At 53.6% G+C, this 16,967-nt stretch carries 20 protein-coding genes; 5 read left to right on the top strand and 15 right to left on the bottom strand.

Annotated elements, in window-relative coordinates; translation table 11 throughout:
* Positions 1-60: 60 nt before the first annotated feature.
* Both mdtG and WM46_RS08890 read right to left on the bottom strand, forming a co-directional pair.
* A complete protein-coding gene (gene mdtG / locus WM46_RS08895; RefSeq protein WP_102602038.1) occupies positions 61-1,281 on the bottom strand; it encodes a multidrug efflux MFS transporter MdtG in 1,221 nt (406 codons plus the stop codon).
* A 158-nt stretch (positions 1,282-1,439) separates the two neighbouring features.
* Positions 1,440-2,360, bottom strand: a complete 921-nt coding sequence (locus tag WM46_RS08890; RefSeq protein ID WP_102602037.1) for a Kdo(2)-lipid IV(A) acyltransferase — start codon at positions 2,358-2,360, stop codon at positions 1,440-1,442.
* A gap of 225 nt (positions 2,361-2,585) precedes the next feature.
* Between WM46_RS08890 and WM46_RS08885 the strand changes: the two genes are divergently transcribed.
* A complete protein-coding gene (locus tag WM46_RS08885) occupies positions 2,586-3,638 on the top strand; it encodes a rhodanese-related sulfurtransferase (RefSeq protein ID WP_061077152.1) in 1,053 nt (350 codons plus the stop codon).
* A 35-nt stretch (positions 3,639-3,673) separates the two neighbouring features.
* On the opposite strand, the gene WM46_RS08880 is transcribed toward WM46_RS08885, so the two are convergent.
* The 10 genes from WM46_RS08880 to mdtH form a co-directional block, all read right to left on the bottom strand.
* Positions 3,674-4,249, bottom strand: a complete 576-nt coding sequence (locus WM46_RS08880) for a YceI family protein (protein ID WP_061077153.1) — start codon at positions 4,247-4,249, stop codon at positions 3,674-3,676.
* Positions 4,246-4,818 carry a cytochrome b gene (locus WM46_RS08875; protein WP_061077154.1) on the bottom strand — a complete coding sequence of 191 codons (573 nt, stop codon included), beginning with the start codon at positions 4,816-4,818 and terminating at the stop codon, positions 4,246-4,248. The genes WM46_RS08880 and WM46_RS08875 overlap by 4 nt, the downstream gene beginning before the upstream one ends.
* A 262-nt stretch (positions 4,819-5,080) precedes the next feature.
* Complete coding sequence (locus WM46_RS08870) at positions 5,081-5,194, bottom strand: YceO family protein (RefSeq protein WP_102602036.1); 114 nt, start codon at positions 5,192-5,194, stop codon at positions 5,081-5,083.
* A 46-nt stretch (positions 5,195-5,240) separates the two neighbouring features.
* Complete coding sequence (gene solA / locus WM46_RS08865) at positions 5,241-6,362, bottom strand: N-methyl-L-tryptophan oxidase (RefSeq protein WP_102602035.1); 1,122 nt, start codon at positions 6,360-6,362, stop codon at positions 5,241-5,243.
* Positions 6,363-6,477: 115 nt separating this feature from the next.
* The gene (gene bssS / locus WM46_RS08860; protein WP_042320092.1) at positions 6,478-6,732 is read right to left on the bottom strand and encodes a biofilm formation regulator BssS; all 255 of its coding nucleotides are present in this window, start codon (positions 6,730-6,732) and stop codon (positions 6,478-6,480) included.
* A gap of 333 nt (positions 6,733-7,065) precedes the next feature.
* Entirely contained in the window at positions 7,066-7,311 is a 246-nt protein-coding gene (dinI, locus tag WM46_RS08855; RefSeq protein WP_042319691.1) for a DNA damage-inducible protein I, read from the bottom strand.
* Between the two features lie 76 nt (positions 7,312-7,387).
* Positions 7,388-8,434: a dihydroorotase gene (pyrC, locus tag WM46_RS08850; RefSeq protein ID WP_061077156.1), complete on the bottom strand. Its 1,047-nt coding sequence runs from the start codon at positions 8,432-8,434 to the stop codon at positions 7,388-7,390.
* 102 nt (positions 8,435-8,536) lie between these two features.
* Positions 8,537-9,097 carry a lipoprotein gene (locus tag WM46_RS08845; protein WP_043001011.1) on the bottom strand — a complete coding sequence of 187 codons (561 nt, stop codon included), beginning with the start codon at positions 9,095-9,097 and terminating at the stop codon, positions 8,537-8,539.
* 130 nt (positions 9,098-9,227) lie between these two features.
* Positions 9,228-9,875: a glutaredoxin 2 gene (gene grxB / locus WM46_RS08840; RefSeq protein WP_102602034.1), complete on the bottom strand. Its 648-nt coding sequence runs from the start codon at positions 9,873-9,875 to the stop codon at positions 9,228-9,230.
* A 63-nt stretch (positions 9,876-9,938) separates the two neighbouring features.
* Positions 9,939-11,147 carry a multidrug efflux MFS transporter MdtH gene (gene mdtH / locus WM46_RS08835; RefSeq protein ID WP_061077159.1) on the bottom strand — a complete coding sequence of 403 codons (1,209 nt, stop codon included), beginning with the start codon at positions 11,145-11,147 and terminating at the stop codon, positions 9,939-9,941.
* Positions 11,148-11,439: 292 nt separating this feature from the next.
* Here mdtH and rimJ point away from each other — a divergent pair, with 292 nt between their 5' ends.
* The 4 genes from rimJ to murJ all read left to right on the top strand — a co-directional run bounded on the left by rimJ (position 11,440) and on the right by murJ (position 15,252).
* The gene (rimJ, locus tag WM46_RS08830; RefSeq protein WP_043001008.1) at positions 11,440-12,024 is read left to right on the top strand and encodes a ribosomal protein S5-alanine N-acetyltransferase; all 585 of its coding nucleotides are present in this window, start codon (positions 11,440-11,442) and stop codon (positions 12,022-12,024) included.
* 9 nt (positions 12,025-12,033) lie between these two features.
* Positions 12,034-12,681 carry a YceH family protein gene (locus WM46_RS08825; protein WP_102602033.1) on the top strand — a complete coding sequence of 216 codons (648 nt, stop codon included), beginning with the start codon at positions 12,034-12,036 and terminating at the stop codon, positions 12,679-12,681.
* Position 12,682: 1 nt separating this feature from the next.
* Positions 12,683-13,606 carry a Gfo/Idh/MocA family protein gene (locus tag WM46_RS08820; RefSeq protein WP_102602032.1) on the top strand — a complete coding sequence of 308 codons (924 nt, stop codon included), beginning with the start codon at positions 12,683-12,685 and terminating at the stop codon, positions 13,604-13,606.
* A 110-nt stretch (positions 13,607-13,716) separates the two neighbouring features.
* Positions 13,717-15,252 carry a murein biosynthesis integral membrane protein MurJ gene (gene murJ / locus WM46_RS08815; protein WP_061077162.1) on the top strand — a complete coding sequence of 512 codons (1,536 nt, stop codon included), beginning with the start codon at positions 13,717-13,719 and terminating at the stop codon, positions 15,250-15,252.
* Positions 15,253-15,336: 84 nt separating this feature from the next.
* On the opposite strand, the gene flgN is transcribed toward murJ, so the two are convergent.
* The 3 genes from flgN to flgA all read right to left on the bottom strand — a co-directional run bounded on the left by flgN (position 15,337) and on the right by flgA (position 16,811).
* Complete coding sequence (gene flgN, locus WM46_RS08810; RefSeq protein WP_042319675.1) at positions 15,337-15,759, bottom strand: flagella biosynthesis chaperone FlgN; 423 nt, start codon at positions 15,757-15,759, stop codon at positions 15,337-15,339.
* Positions 15,760-15,767: 8 nt separating this feature from the next.
* Positions 15,768-16,061 carry a flagellar biosynthesis anti-sigma factor FlgM gene (gene flgM / locus WM46_RS08805; RefSeq protein ID WP_061077163.1) on the bottom strand — a complete coding sequence of 98 codons (294 nt, stop codon included), beginning with the start codon at positions 16,059-16,061 and terminating at the stop codon, positions 15,768-15,770.
* Between the two features lie 93 nt (positions 16,062-16,154).
* A complete protein-coding gene (flgA, locus tag WM46_RS08800) occupies positions 16,155-16,811 on the bottom strand; it encodes a flagellar basal body P-ring formation chaperone FlgA (protein WP_102602031.1) in 657 nt (218 codons plus the stop codon).
* Positions 16,812-16,967: the final 156 nt, after the last annotated feature.

Raw genomic sequence — 16,967 nt, 5'->3', positions numbered from 1 at the left:
TGAGGTATTCAGGGAAAGAATAGCTGATTCTCCGGTTATGCAAGTATGAATGCTGAAAAATCATCCCGCTGTTCGCGAGAGAGCACGACGACGCAGGCTGTTCCAGGAATAAATGGCGTTAAACAATACCACCCCGGCGGTGACCAGAAAGACGGCGCGGAAGCCATAGTTAGCGGAAATCGCCGCCCCCATGAGCGGGCCGGTGACGTTGCCGATATCGCGGAAAGACTGGTTATAACTAAAGATGCGCCCGGCGATTTGGTTTGTGGAGTTATAGACCAGCAGCGTTTGTACCGCTGGCAACAGCGCGCCGTCAGCGGCACCCAATAAAAAGCGCAGTACCGCCAGTTGCCACGGAGTCTGCACAAAGGACATGGGGACAAGCAGCAGGACGGAGAGGATCAGCGCAACGATGAGGATTTTCTCTGGCCCGATGCGGTCTCCCAGTTTGCCGAGTCTTGGCGCGCTGAGTAACGCCGCGACGCCGGGTACGGACGCGATCATCCCGCTGATAAACGCAATATTGCTGACGTTACCCGCCAGTTCGCGCACATAGAGGGTCAGAATTGGCGCAATAGAACCGGTCGCGACCTGAATAATCAGCGTGGTGACGAACAGGCTCAGTACCAGTTTCGGGTTCTTAAGCGTGGCAACCACTTCCCGGACGCGCAGCATCTCTTTCTTGCTGATGGGTTTGAAGTTTTCGCGAATAAAAAACAGCGTCAATAAGAAACAGATCAGCAGCACCGTCGCGGTGATGAAGAAAACCGGACGCAGGCCGTACTGGTCGGCGAGCAGGCCGCCCGCGAGTGGGCCGAGTAATGCACCGCTGACGCCGCCGGTAGAGAGTGTTCCCAGCGCCCAGCCGCTTTTATTGCGTGGTACCTGGGTGGCGATCAGGGCGTTGGCGTTGGGAATGAATCCGCCCAGTAACCCGAGCAGCGCACGCAGCACCAGAAACTGCCAGATATTCTGCGCAAGGCCCATCAGCAGCATCACTATCGCCATTCCCAGCGCGGATCGCAGCAGCATAATCTTTCTGCCTTTACGGTCGGCGAGTCCGCCCCAGAAGGGAGAGGCGATAGCAGAAAAAAGAAACGTAATACTAAAGACCAGTCCGGACCACATGTTGAGCGCACTGTGGCCCGTTACGCCGAGTTGTTCGACATAAAGCGGTAAAAATGGCATCACCAGGCTAAATGCGGCGCCGGTTAAGAAACAGCCGAGCCAGGTGACAGTGAGATTACGTTTCCAGTTTATGGGAGTATCAGAGGGTGACATAGCGATCCGCGTGTGATGCGCTGTTGGCGCGATCGGGCAAAAAACGAATATAAATTAAGCATATTCATTATGCGCCTGGATGCAGAGGGTCGCAATGCGGGGAGCTTTTATCGCTAAAAGTGGTGAAAAAGCAGTCCGGAAGGACTGCTTTGTAGGATTTAATAGCGGGAAGGCATCCCGGCAGGACGCGTTTTAAAGCGGCGATGTAGCCACATGTACTGCTCCGGTGCCATCATGATGCACTTCTCAACAATCTTGTTCATCCAGGCGGCGGTGGTCTCTGCGTCATCCAGCGGCGGCGAACATTCGGGCGGTAACATAATCAGCTGGTAGCCTTTGCCGTCGGGCTTACGACGCGGTACAAACGGCACCAGGCAGGCATTAGACATTCGCGCCAGCATCCAGGTGCCGGAGGTGGTGGCCGCCTGTTCAACGGCAAAAAGAGGGACGAACACGCTGGCGCGCGGGCCATAATCGTGGTCCGGCGCATACCAGACCACTTCGCCTTTCTTCAGCGCCTTAATCATTCCTTTCAGATCTTTGCGATCGAGCATGGATTTATTGGAACGCATACGTCCCCAGGTCTGGAGCCAGTCGAGCAAGGGATTATCATTCGGGCGATAAACGCCGATGCCGGGTTCCTGCAAACCGAACTGGCGCGCGCCGAGTTCCAGGGTTAAAAAGTGCAACCCCACCAGCAAAATTCCGCGCTGCTGAGCCTGAACGTCACGAATATGCTCCATACCGATCACTTCCGTCCAGCGGGCGATGCGACGATCGGACCAGAACCAGGCCATCCCGGTTTCCAGCAGACCCATACCGACGGATTCAAAATTTTTAACCACCATCGCATGACGGTCGCCCTCACTCATTTCAGGGAAACAGAGCTCGAGGTTACGATACGCAATTTTCGTCCGCCGCTTCATCAGACGATGCGCCAGGTGACCCATCATATGACCAAGGCGATAGAGTATCGGATAGGGCAACTGCACGACCAACCAAAGTGCGCCAATACCGAGCCAGGTTAACCAATACCGTGGATGCAGTAGTGCTGCGGAGAACTTGGGTAAATTCGTCATGTCTTTCCTGTTGTATACCTTAAAACGGGCAATTATCTGTATTGTTGCATTTTTTCGCTGCCAGAAAAAATTTGTGGCTTTGGAATGGCGATAAATGCAGCAAATGTTGTTAATTTTTTAGTTTGAAGAAAGAAATGTAGCGCAAAATGTATGGATGTAAATTGGCACTGATTGCTATATGATGCCGCCGATTCTGATTTTCACCTGTTGCAGGACCCGTACACCATGCCAGTGTTACATAACCGTATTTCCAATGACGCCCTCCGAGCCCGGATGTTGGCTGAAACTGAGCCGCGCACGACCATTTCGTTCTACAAATATTTTACCATCGCAGACCCGCAGGCCACACGCGATGCGTTGTATCAAAAGTTAACAGCGCTGAATGTTTTTGGTCGGATCTATCTGGCGCATGAAGGGATTAATGCCCAAATCAGCGTACCGCAAAGTCAGGTGGAGGCGTTCCGCCAGCAGCTGTACGCCTTTGATCCGGCACTTAACGGCGTGCGTCTGAACATTGCGCTGGAAGATGACGGGAAATCTTTCTGGGTGCTGCGGATGAAAGTGCGTGAGCGGATTGTGGCGGATGGCATTGAGGATCCGAGCTTTGATGCCAGCGATGTCGGTGACTATCTCAAGGCTGCTGAAGTGAACGCGATGCTCGACGACCCGGATGCCCTGTTCATCGATATGCGTAACCACTACGAATACGAAGTGGGCCATTTTGAGAACGCGCTGGAAATTCCGGCCGACACGTTCCGCGAGCAGTTACCCAAAGCGGTCGAAATGATGCAGGAACACAAAGATAAAAAGATTGTGATGTACTGCACCGGCGGTATTCGCTGTGAAAAAGCCAGCGCCTGGATGAAGCACAATGGCTTCAGTAAAGTGTGGCACATTGAAGGCGGTATCATTGAATATGCGCGCAAGGCCCGCGAGCAGGGGTTACCGGTGCGTTTCATCGGCAAAAACTTTGTGTTTGACGAGCGCATGGGCGAGCGCATTTCAGATGAGGTGATTGCGCATTGTCATCAGTGCGGCGCGCCGTGCGACAGCCACACCAACTGTAAAAATGACGGCTGCCATCTGCTGTTTATTCAGTGTCCGGCGTGTGCGCAACAGTACAACGGCTGCTGCAGCGAGATTTGTTGCGAAGAGAGTGCGTTACCGGAAGAAGAGCAACGTCGCCTGCGCGCAGGGCGCGAGAACGGTAATAAAATCTTCAACAAGTCGCGTGGGCGACTGAATACGAAACTGGGTATTCCGGATCCCGCCGAGTAACGAACAGGAGAGGGGGGAGCCCCCTCTCGAAATGCTTACTTCTGCTGTACGCCTTCAACCGAGATAATCAAATCCACTTCCTGCGAGGCAGGACCCAGATCGGTGGTGATGTTGAAATCCTTCAGCTTGATTTTACCTTCGGCTTCGAAGCCTGCGCGTTTACCTCCCCACGGATCGTCACCCTGACCGATCATCTTCGCTTCCAGTGTCACCGGCTTTGTTACGCCGTTTAACGTCAGATTCCCGGTGATGTCCAGTTCGTCACCGTCTTTCTTCACGCTGGTGGAGGTAAAGGTCGCCTGCGGGAATTTCGCTACATTCAGGAAATCAGCGCTGCGCAGGTGCTTGTCACGCTCGGCGTGGTTGGTATCCACGCTGTTGGTGTTGATAGTCACGTTCACTTTGTCTGCAGCGGGATCTTTTTCATCAAAGGTAAAGGTCCCGTTGAAGTCTTTGAACGTGCCGTACAACCAGCTATATCCCAGGTGTTGAATGCGGAAATTAACAAAGGCATGTTGTCCTTCTTTGTCAATTTTATAATCCGCCGCTACGGCGGAACCGGTGGTGAACAGCAGAGAGGCGAGAGTTAAACCCAGCAGGCTTTTTTTCATTTTTGAGCTCCATAGTCAGATGACGACTTACCCAACATGCGATTCAGGGTGTCGTCTTTATCGATAAAGTGGTGTTTGAAGGCCATCAGGCCATGCAGAACGGAAAGAATAACGACGGTCCAGGCCAGCCACAGGTGTACGCTTCCGGCGAGATCGGCCTGAACGCCAGCATCCGCGAAGGTCGCCGGGACATCAAACCAGCCGAAAACGCTGATCGGTTTACCGTCCGCTGTTGAGATCAGGTAACCGCTGATGACAATGCTAAACAACAGCAGGTATAGCGCGAGGTGGCCCAACGCTGCGCCAGCGCGGGTCAGGGCCGAATAGCTCTTCAGTGCTTTCGGCGGTGGCGAGAGCAGACGCCAGATGACCCGCACGACCAGGCCCATCATCAGCAGGATCCCGATGCTCTTGTGCAGTTCCGGCCCCTGGTGATACCAGCCGTCATAATAGCTCAACGTCACCATCCAGAGACCGAGAGCAAACATACCGTAGACCACCAACGCAGTTAGCCAGTGAAGCATGGCGGAAATAAAACCATATCGTTGAGGGGTATTTGAAAATTGCATAAAAATTCCATTTCATATTTCAGGATTGAATGAAAATGGCCCGACAGAGACATAAATGCAACTAAAAAATAACATCGGGAGAGATATTTAACGTTGATTCAATAATTTTGTATTTAGTATGGATTTTGATTCAATGGATTCGTCAGAAATGACCGATTCGTGACTGTTTGTGGGGGGTGGGGGATTGGTTTTGTTATTCAAAAAATCAAAACAAAAATTAGATAACTTTCAGTTTTTGTCAGTATTTGTCAATGATGAAGGCTCAGTAATACAGGATGTAAATAACATCAAGAATAGCCAGTAGCGACCACAAAATAACGTAGAGCATAAAATGCTCGCGAATATTGTTGACCAAATAAAGAAACAGACGACGCATATTTAAATCACCATTAAAAAGGCCTCATTACGAGGCCATTTGACGATTATGCCGTAAATCGGGAGAGCCTGAATGGCGTCAGGTCAAAGGCGGATGGCTTTTCCTGGGCAAAGTCAGCGGCAATTTCACCCAATACCGAGGCAAATTTGAAGCCGTGACCACTCAGCCCGGTCACGATCAGCGTGTTGTCATGGCCGGGCAGCGTGTCGATGATAAAGTCTTCATCCGGTGAGTTGTCGTAGGTGCAGGCCGCACCGTGCAGACAGCAGCCGATCCCCGGAAGGACATTACGCAGGAACGGGAATGCTTCAGACCCATCGCTGGCGATACTGGCAAACGGTTTGCGATCGGCTTCGGCGTGGATAAGTTGCCCGCCGTTGTGCTTACCGATTTTCAGTTCGTCGTTCTCCGCCGGGAAGCCGTAATATTGATCGCCATTGGGCAGTTCACCGGTGAAGGCAGGAAACTTATTCTTGATGCTATAGCGGCCATCGGCCTGGTACCAGGCAAACACTTTTCGTACCGGCTGGATGGGGAGGTCGGGGATCAAAGCCTGAACCCAGGTACCGGCGCTCACCAGCGCTTTCTTCGCGCTGTACTCGCCGTCAGCGGTTTCCACCGTGACGCCGCCGTCATCATCATGGTGAATGGCTGTGACCGGGCAGTTGAAGAGCTGAGCGCATCCAGCTTGTTCTGCCAGACGGATCCAGGTTTTAATCGCCAGTTCACTGCGTAAAAAACCGGAATCCGCCTCGAACAGGCCGGTGTAGTCTGCAGGTACACGGATTTCAGGCCAGCGCGCCATGATGGCGGCGGCATCCAGTTGCTCAACGTTCAGTTGCCACTGTTTTGCGCTGTGCGCGACGTTTGCCAGGAAGGGCGAATCGGCGTGGCCAAGATTGATGACGCCGGAGCGGACGAAAATCGGCTCTTCATTTTGCGTGGAGAGTTCGTCCCATAGCGCCTGCGCGCGCAGCACCAGCGGAACGTATTTTTCACCTTCGCCATATGCGTGGCGGATCAACCGGGTGTCGCCGTGATGACTACCCTGTTGATGCGGCGGCATATGCGCGTCGGTCATCAGAACGTTTAACCCGGCGCGAGTGGCATAATAACCTGCGGCTGCCCCAACGGACCCGCTGCCTATAATGATTAAGTCGTATTTCATCGGTTTCTCTCTGCTGTCGCGTTTGATGCAGAGTAAATAAGTGAAATGCGTAATACAACCCAGAAATAGCAAAGGCACCCCGAAGGTGCCTTTTTAAGTGAGAATGTCCGTCTCGTTAATGCCGACGGTATTCGTTTACCTGGTAATCGCCGGATTCGATTTTGGCGATGCCGGCTTCTAATATCGAAATAAATTGTCTGGCAACATCGGTGGTTAACCAGAGCGTTTGACCGACTTCTGTACCATCGGGTTCGGGACGATTTGGAGTCTGGTAGTGCAAACGCAGCATCAGCGCGTCATAGCTATCTACGGTGCTGATGTCCCATCCCACAAGCGGATGAGTCTGAATGACTTCATTATTCTTTTCCATCATGCCCCCTAATTCGTGTTACAAGACAACGGTTTTCGAGGTTCAATGCGTTTTTATCTGAAGCAACTTCAGTATATCAATAAATAAGGGTATTCACTGAGATTTTAAAGAGGGGGGAGCATAAATTTCTGCAAATTAAGAATTTGTGAGTAATTAATCACCATCTTGTTCACTCTTTTTAAGTATGTTGTGCAATAATTTTGAGTGACTGGTGAAAATATAATCAATTCTGAAGGTGACGGGAAATTATTAAATGATGCCGCAATAAGGTTGCCTACAGATGAGAGAAAAAAGCCGGGGCGACCCGGCAAAAGAGACTACGGCATAGCATTTTTATTCTTTAATGAACCAGTCGTCAGCGCTTTCCCAGGTTTCCTGGAGAATTTCGCTGATCCGTTCTTTATCTTCTTTCGTCGCGCCAATCACGGACAAATTATTTGCAGCGGCATAACGAACGGTCACGTTACCGTCATTATCGGGAAAGTGGTGAGTAATACGACGGGAGAGTTCACCTGCCAGGGCGTCAATAGCTCCGGCAGGTAAAGGTGAAGTTTTAGCAATGGTGACTTCAATACGCATAATGGCCCCCTGTTGAATATACTGGTTATTTATACAGTCATCCTGGCCAGGTTACAACAGGCGGCATCGTTTTTTTTTACTTTTTAATCGTCCAGCGTACCGTTTCGCCCCCGAGGAACGGCACCAGCGTATCGTCGGTCAACGCGATGCTCTCTGGTACTTGCTGCTCTTCACGTACCAGTTCAATGAAGGTGTCATTGACCTCCAGGCCGTAGAATCGCGGACCGTTCAGTGAACAAAACGCTTCAAAGTGCGCCAGGGCATTCATCTCTTCAAATACGCTCGCGTAACTGGCCAGTGCCGTTGGCGCGTTGAAGCATCCCGCGCAGCCACAGCTCGATTCCTTACGATGACGAGCGTGCGGGGCCGAATCGGTGCCAAGGAAGGCGCGCTCAAAGCCGCTGGCAACCAGTTCACGCAAGGCTTGCTGGTGGACATTGCGTTTCAGAATTGGCAGGCAGTAGAGGTGTGGGCGAATGCCGCCAACCAGCATGTGATTACGGTTAAACATCAGGTGCTGCGGTGTAATCGTCGCGGCCAGTAATTCGTTGCCGTCACGGACATACTCCGCCGCATCTTTGGTGGTGATGTGCTCAAAGACTACTTTCAGCGCAGGCAGGCGCTGGCGCAGAGGCTCCATCACCGTCTCAATAAAGCGCGCTTCACGGTCAAAAATATCGATATCGGCGTGGGTGACTTCGCCATGCACCAGCAGCGGCATTCCGAGTTTTTCCATGCGCTCAAGTACTGGCATGATCGCATCAATGGAGGTGACGCCGTGGCTGGAGTTGGTCGTGGCATTCGCCGGGTAGAGTTTGGCTGCGGTGAACACGCCTTCGCGAAAGCCGCGCTCCAGTTCAGCGGGATCCAGCGTGTCCGTTAAATAGCAGGTCATCAGCGGCGTGAAGGTCTGTCCGGCAGGGACCGCATCAAGGATGCGCTGGCGGTAGGCAATTGCCGCATCTACCGTGGTGATCGGCGGCGCCAGGTTGGGCATCACAATCGCACGTGCATAAACATCGCTGGTGTACGGCACAACCGTTTTCAGCATTTCGCCGTCGCGAAGGTGAAGGTGCCAGTCATCTGGGCGGCGGATCTTTAAAACCTGGGAAGGTGCTGTCATCAATATGCTCCGGCTGGGGGATGTCATTTTTGCCGGAAACAAAGGATAAGCGGAAACGTTTTCGTTTGCACGTAAAAAAAGGCGCCGCAGCGCCTTTGTCGTTTAATCAGTGAACGGGATGATGATTTCGCCCGGTTTCACCTCAATGCCTTTGGCGTATTTTTTCGCCAGCGCTTCGCCTTTGCTACTGTCTTCGCGCAGGACATACGCTGGCTGCTGGTTAAAGTAATTGCGCAGTGACTGATTCAGATAAGGCATCAGGGTTTGCAGCACCGACTGCATTTTTTCCGGCGTCACGGTGGCGTCCACGACTTCCATTTCCTGCAGGAAGATGGCCCCTTTTTCTTTATTGAAGACGGGCAGGGCTTTCAGTTTTAGCTTAATGGTTGCTTTCTGACTGCCAAACAGCGAATTCATATCCAGCTTTGCATCGCCGGTCAGCGTCACTTTGTTCGGCTCTTCGCGCCCAATCTGACTGGAAAGATTGTTGAGTACGATATGCGCATCGGCAACGCCCGGGAGACCGATATCTTTGGCAAAGTTATTGCGCTTTTCGAGCGCCTGATTAATTTCTTGTTCGCTTACGGTGTACTGTGTGAGCTGATTACAGCCGGTCAACAGGCCGCCAACAATCAACGCGGCAGCAAAAAAAATCTTCTTCATGGGGTTCCTCTACACGATGCGGTCGTCATAATCCTGACATAACGCAGCATGTGTCACCAGCGCGAACTTCGCCAGTAGAAAAAACTGAAAAAAGCGGCAGCCGGTATGGTTCAGCCACCGCCGGTAAACGTTAAATCGCCATTGATGATAACAGATTGATCTGCGTCTGTTTCGCCATATTGTCGCGATAGTCAGCAACGCGTGTCGGCCAGTGGATACCGGCTACCAACGTCAGATTACGCAGCAGGGGGAATAACTGGATGTCGTCTTCGGAAAGCTCACCGTTCACGCCATTGGGTTGCACAATGAGCTTATCCAGTGCGCGCAAATCATCACTGATTTTTTTGGTCAGGCCAGCGGAATGGGCAAGATGGTCGGCAAAACTGCCAATTATCGCCTCTTTCTTCTCAGTAAAATACTTGCGTGCCGAAGGGGTGGAAAACTCATCAAACGCAGATTTTGCAAAACGCGGCAGCAACAGGTGATTGGCGTAGCTGTTCACTTTGCGCAGCCACTCGTCAATGGCAGGGTTCTTCTTGCCGGTGAGCAGCGGTTTGCCATCCAGCTTATCGACGTAATGGACGATGTCCATGCTTTCCGGTAGATAGCGGCTGTCGTCTTTTTGCAGAATGGGCACCATTTTCTGGCCAATCATTCGGGTTGGGATTTCGTCATCGTCGTTGGCCAGGACATTCAGTTCGACGGGGATGTTTTTGAGGCCAAAAATCATGCGGGCTTTGATGCAGAAAGGGCAGTGATCGTAAATATAAAGCTTCACGTTTCTCCTCCATTTGACTGTCAGTTCCCTTTCAGTATGGAGGAGAGACGCGCAGGTATCAAATCAGGCGCCGGGTTCCAGCATGCCGCGCGGCGTGCGTTTATGGCTGAACTGCCAGCCCAGCGCCAGGAAGGTGATGAAGCCAATGATCCCCAGCATCATCCAGGGTAACTCGGGCTGCTGGAGCAGTTTCCCCATATCAAACAGCCAGCCGCCGCCGATATACCCGATAGCTCCGCCTATGGCTAACCCCAGACGGCTAAAGCCCATATAGCTGCCGCGCGCACGGGCATCTGACAGCGAGGCGCTGAGGGTTTCACGGGCAGGTTCGGCGATAATCGAACCGATATAGAAGGTGCAAATCAGCGTGAACAACTGCTGTAAGTCACTCACCAGCCCCACGGGTAACATGCTCAGTGACATCAGCAGCAGGCCCGCCATCAGGCGATGCTCAAGACGAAACCGTTTCTCGCTCCAGCGTGCAATGGGGTAGAGCAGCGTCAGCGAAAGGCAAGCCTCAATGGCATACATCCATTTCACCGCGGAAGGTGAACCGGCAATGTCATTGACCATAATTGGCAGCATCAGCATGACCTGAACCGCCAGCATGTAATAGCCCGCCAGCGTCAGCACATAGGTGACAAAGCGTTTATCACTGAGCACCCGGCTCATTCCTTCCCGTACCGGAATACGCACAGTAGAGAGTTTCCACGCAGGCAGCAGCCAGGCGTTAAAGGCGGCGCAAAGCACGAATAATATTGCTCCGGTCGCGCAAACCAGACGGAAGTCATACTGCAACAGCCAACTGCCTAACAGCGCGCCGATAACGGCCCCTGCGCTGTCCTGCATCATCAATATCGAGAAGAAGCGCCCCCGCTGATGCGGGCGAATCAGCTTCACCACCAGCGCCGAGCGCGGCGGATCGAACAGCGTGCCGCCGAGACCGGACAGGAAACAGGAGAACCACAAAAGCCAGGGTTCATGGGCGATCCCCATGGTGGCAAACCCGGCGGCGCGCATCAGCATGCCGGTGACGATCATCGGTTTCGCGCCAAAGCGGTCGGCAACCGCGCCGCCAAAAATTCCCAGCCCCTGTTGAATGAGCTGACGCAGGCCAAGGGCGATGCCAACCATCACGGCGGCCCAACCCATTTGATCGACGAAACGAATTGAGATCAGCGGGAATACGACGAAGAAGCCCAACACGACCAGCATATTATCGATGAGCAGGAAAGTTTTACCCAGGTTCCTGGCCTGCGAGACACGCGACATTTCCCCTCCCGGGAAACACTCGTCACTCTTCGGGGTGCGCGGAATTTGCGGCATTCGAATGATTGAGAGTATATAAAGCGAAGTACCTCCTATTCTGCGGCTTCGCTGTCTTTTTGCCCACCCTCGCCGGGACAATATTTTTTTATCAAAAGTCCATCTTGATAGAGAGTTTTCATCAAAATGGCGGAATAATTCAAAAAATGGCAAATTGCACTTTTCACAGGGTGGTTTTGCACAGGTATAGTAAGTCAATCAGGGTGTAACGGCGATTCGGGAAGGAGTAGGAATAAATATGTTTGGCTATCGCAGTAACGTGCCAAAAGTGCGCTTAACCACCGACCGCCTGGTCGTGCGTTTAGTGCATGAGCGTGATGCCTGGCGTCTGGCAGATTATTACGCGGAAAATCGTCATTTCTTAAAACCCTGGGAACCGATTCGTGATGAAAGCCACTGCTATCCCTCCGGCTGGCAGGCGCGGCTGAGCATGATTGCCGAATTTCATAAGCAAGGTTCCGCCTATTACTTTGCGTTGCTGGATCCTGATGAAAAGGAGGTCATCGGGGTAGCGAATTTTTCTAACGTGGTGCGGGGGTCTTTCCATGCCTGCTATCTGGGTTATTCCATTGCGCAGAAATGGCAGGGGCAGGGGCTGATGTTTGAAGCGCTGACCGCCGCAATTCGTTATATGCAACGCACGCAACATATTCATCGCATTATGGCGAATTACATGCCGCACAATAAACGCAGCGGTGATTTACTGGCGCGACTTGGCTTTGAAAAAGAAGGCTACGCGAAAGACTATCTGTTGATTGACGGGCAATGGCGCGATCACGTGCTGACGGCGTTAACGACATCAGAATGGACCGCAGGTCGGTGAGGATACCCTATGAAATATGAATTAACTGCCGCTGAAGCCCGTGTGATTGGCTGTCTGCTCGAAAAACAGGTCACGACACCAGAGCAATATCCGCTCTCCGTTAATGGCGTGGTCACCGCCTGCAATCAGAAAACCAACCGTGAACCGGTGATGAACATGGCGGAGTACGAGGTGCAGGAGCTACTCGACAATCTGGTGAAGCGCCATTTTCTGCGCACGGTCAGCGGCTTTGGTAGCCGCGTCACCAAGTATGAGCAGCGCTTCTGTAACTCGGAATTTGGCAACCTGAAACTGAGCCCCGCGGAGGTGGCGCTGGTGACGACACTGCTGCTACGCGGCGCACAGACGCCGGGCGAATTGCGCAGTCGCGCCTCGCGGATGTATGAATTCAGCGACATGGCGGAAGTTGACGCGACCCTGGAACGTCTGGCGACGCGGGAAGACGGCCCTTATGTCGTCCGTCTGGCGCGTGAACCGGGTAAGCGCGAAAGCCGCTATATGCATCTGTTCTGCGGCGAGGTGCAGGAGCCAGTAGCCCTGGCCGATGAGCCACAGGCGGCGACAGGGGATTTACAGGCCCGCGTCGAAGCTTTGGAAAGCGAAGTCGCCGCGCTGAAACAGCGCCTCGAGTCGCTACTGGAACATCTGGGAGAATAACGTGACACCATTACGTATCGGGGTGGTCGGTCTTGGGGGCATCGCCCAGAAAGCCTGGCTACCCGTGCTTGGCACCGCCAGCGACTGGACGCTACAGGCCGCCTGGTCGCCGTCGCGTGAAAAAGCGGAGAAAATCTGCGCAGCCTGGCGCATTCCGTATGCTGGTTCGCTGACCGACCTTGCCGCGGGCTGCGACGCGGTGTTTGTTCATTCCAGCACGGCGACCCATTACGCCGTCGTCAGTGAATTGCTCAATGCCGGCGTTCATGTCTGCGTTGATAAGCCGCTGGCGGAAAATTTACGTGATGCTGAGCGGCTGGTGGCGTTAGCAGCGAAGAAAAATCTGACGCTGATGGTCGGGTTCAATCGTCGCTTTGCGCCACTGTATCGTGAGCTGAAGGCGGAACTGGGGACGGCGGCGTCTCTGCGGATGGATAAACACCGTACCGACAGCGTGGGGCCTCACGATCTGCGGTTCACGCTGCTGGATGATTATCTGCATGTCGTTGACACCGCGCTGTGGCTGGCGGGCGGCAATGCGCAGCTCAGCAGCGGGACGCTACTCACCAACGACGCGGGCGAGATGCTGTACGCAGAGCACCATTTCGCGGTCAGTCAGTTGCAAATCACCACCTGTATGCACCGCCGGGCGGGAAGCCAGCGTGAGAGCGTACAGGCGGTGACCGATGGCGGGCTGATTGACGTGACGGATATGCGCGAGTGGCGTGAAGAGCGCGGGCAGGGCGTATTGCACAAACCGGTTCCAGGTTGGCAAACCACGCTTGAACAGCGTGGATTCGCGGGTTGCGCACGCCATTTTGTCGAATGTGTACAAAATCAGACGGTTCCGGAAACCGCGGGTGAGCAGGCGATCCTTGCCCAGCGCGTGGTGGAAAAGCTCTGGCGCGAGGCGATGAGCGAATAATCCCCTGTAACATCTGGCGGTAGTAATTCACCGTAATCCAGGTAGACTAAGCGCCTCTTCCAACGCCTGCACTGCAGGCGTTTTGCCGTAGGGTCTGGAATAAAAAAGCAATGAACCTATTAAAATCGCTGGCCGCCGTCAGCTCAATGACGATGTTTTCACGTGTGCTGGGTTTTGCACGTGACGCGATTGTCGCCAGAATCTTTGGTGCCGGGATGGCAACCGATGCCTTTTTTGTGGCATTCAAATTACCCAACCTGCTACGCCGCATATTTGCGGAGGGCGCCTTTTCTCAGGCCTTTGTCCCTATTCTGGCTGAATACAAAAGCAAGCAGGGCGAAGACGCCACTCGCGTGTTTGTCTCTTATGTTTCGGGACTGCTGACGCTGGCGCTTGCCGTGGTCACCGTAGCCGGGATGCTGGCCGCACCGTGGGTGATCATGGTGACGGCGCCGGGGTTTGCCGACACCGCCGATAAATTCGCGTTAACCACCAAACTGCTGCAAATCACCTTTCCGTACATCTTACTGATCTCACTGGCGTCGCTGGTCGGGGCGATCCTCAATACCTGGAACCGCTTCTCCATTCCGGCGTTTGCGCCCACGTTTTTGAACATCAGCATGATCGGTTTCGCGCTGTTCGCCGCGCCGTATTTTAATCCACCGGTGCTGGCGCTGGCATGGGCGGTAACCGTTGGCGGTGTGCTGCAACTGGTGTATCAGCTTCCCCACCTGAAGAAAATCGGCATGCTGGTGCTGCCGCGGGTTAACTTCCGCGATGCGGGGGCGATGCGGGTTGTGAAGCAAATGGGCCCGGCGATACTCGGCGTCTCTGTCAGCCAGATCTCACTGATCATTAACACCATTTTCGCCTCTTTTCTCGCGTCTGGTTCCGTTTCGTGGATGTACTACGCGGATCGCCTGATGGAGTTTCCGTCGGGGGTGCTGGGCGTGGCGCTGGGGACCATTCTGCTGCCTTCACTGTCGAAGAGTTTTGCAAAAGGCGACCATGACGAATATTGCCGCCTGATGGACTGGGGATTGCGTCTGTGCTTTTTGCTGGCGCTGCCGAGTGCGGTGGCGATCGGGATCCTGTCTGGACCCTTGATTACGTCATTATTCCAGTACGGTAAATTCACGGCCTTCGATGCGCTGATGACGCAGCGCGCGTTGATTGCTTATTCCGTGGGGCTGATGGGGCTGATTGTGGTGAAAGTGCTGGCGCCGGGTTTTTATTCGCGGCAGAACATCAAAACGCCGGTTAAGATCGCCATCGTGACGCTTATCATGACCCAGTTGATGAACCTTGCGTTCATTGGACCGTTGAAGCACGCCGGGCTGTCGCTGTCGATTGGTCTTGCCGCCTGTCTGAACGCGGGGTTGTTGTACTGGCAACTGCGTAAGCAGAACATTTTTACCCCACAGCCGGGCTGGATGCGCTTTTTGATCCGTCTGATTGTTGCTGTGCTGGTGATGGCCGCCGTGCTGGTTGGTATGTTGCATATCATGCCGGAGTGGTCGCTGGGGACCATGCCGTGGCGTCTGCTTCGCCTGATGGCGGTGGTCGTGGCCGGTATTGCCGCCTACTTTGCCGCGCTGGCGGTGATGGGCTTTAAAGTGAAAGAGTTTGCACGCCGGACGGTGTAATCACGATGGCTGATGGCGCTTTGCTTATCCAGTCTACACCGTGCTGTAGTCTGGATAAGGCGAAACGCCGCCATCCGGTAATCATCAAATAGAGAATTTTTTCCCGCCGCGAGAGGCAGAAGAGGGTTGACCGTTCGCGCCGTACAGCGACGGTTCCTGATAGGGCTTTAAAACCTCAAGCGCTTGTTGATTGCGCTGAATCTGATCTTCCAGCAGCCAGCCGTTGTGCTGGTTCAGGTCGCGTAAGTGCTGCGTTTTATCGGTAATCGCTTTCCAGCGCTCGGCGACGTCATCATTCGCGCTACGCTGCGGGTCTTGTTCCAGCCGTCGTTGTTGTTCCAGATAATCCAGGGTCGCCAGCAGAGAACTCTTTTCTTCTGTAATACGCTGCAGCTGGCTACCGTTAATGTGGCCAACGGAAAGTTGTTGCTGTTCGGCATCCATCACCGTTTTCAGGTCATTCAGGACAGCCGTCATCTGATCGAGTATTTCTGACAAGCGCGTCATACGGTCAGTTACTCACTCTGGAGATAGCTCTGCGTCTCGCGGATCAGCGAGTCGGCGATTTTCCCCGTGTCCATCTTCAGCTCACCGTTACGAATAGCGGTTTTTAATGCTTCAACACGTTCCATATTGATATCGCTCACGCCGGGCTGCATCAGTTTTGCCTGAGCATCGCTTAACGTCACGCTGGTGCTGGTTGCCGTCGAGGTTTTTTCCTGACGCGCTTTGAGGACCGGCGCATCCGTGTTTTCACGCGCCTGGACGGTGCTAACGGGTTTCAAAGGTGAGGTACGGTCAATGCTCATTTTTATCATCCTCATCGAGGGGTTATGCTGTAGCGGCCAGCTGTCATCGAATGTGTAATCACTATCGGCAGCCGCAACAAAATCTTTAACTCATTATAGGTTAATAAGAATATTCCCATCAGGATCGACAATGCCGCTGACAATCTGACCCGATAACATTCTCACTCGTGCGTTCTGCGCGACCGCCGCATTGTTCAGCGCCTTACCTTCCGCATTGACGCTGAATCCATCGCCATTAGCAACCACCTGCACGCGCTGTCCGGCTTTAATGCGCCACGCCTGGCGCAACATATTAAGCTGGATGGCCTGTCCCGGCGCGAGATCGCGCAGGCTCACCGCATCCTGAACCTGGCTGATATCCAGTACGGTACGGGGCGGGAGCTGATCAAGGCGTCCGCGTTTTAGCGTGACGCTGGCCGGGCCAAGCGTGCCTCCACGCGCAACGGGCGCGGCCGCAACCACATAGTTTCCCGTCGCCTGTACGTTGACCTGCAGATAACGTTTTTCATTGGCGCAACGTGCCAGCACATTCACGTTCCCCCACAGCTTTGCCCCGGTCATGCTGAACGCCGGCGTTTCGCAATGCGGCAACAGGTTGGGGGGAGTACGCACGGTCACGACCACATCGTCGCTGAATCCGGCCAGGCGCTGTCCGAACCAGTCGTTCAACTGCGCATTTAAATCCTGGGCCAGCGTCAGGGGACTGAACAGCAGCGCCAGCATGGCTAATCCACGTTTTAACGTATGCATCGTCACCTCCCACCGTTTTCGCAATGACAGGATTCTACCCGTGTGTCGCAACCATCAACGCAATAAATAGCGACCCATTTTGCGTTTATTCCAGCGATAACGCGCGCGTAATGGGATTTAAGCTGTCGGCTGAATTTTGTCATCTGCGGAGGAGAT

Origin of the sequence: Citrobacter freundii complex sp. CFNIH2, assembly GCF_002880615.1 — a bacterium.
Taxonomy (GTDB): Bacteria; Pseudomonadota; Gammaproteobacteria; order Enterobacterales; family Enterobacteriaceae; genus Citrobacter_A; species Citrobacter_A amalonaticus_F.
Note: the sequence above shows the minus strand (reverse complement) of the source record. Positions and strands in the feature narration are given on the sequence as shown.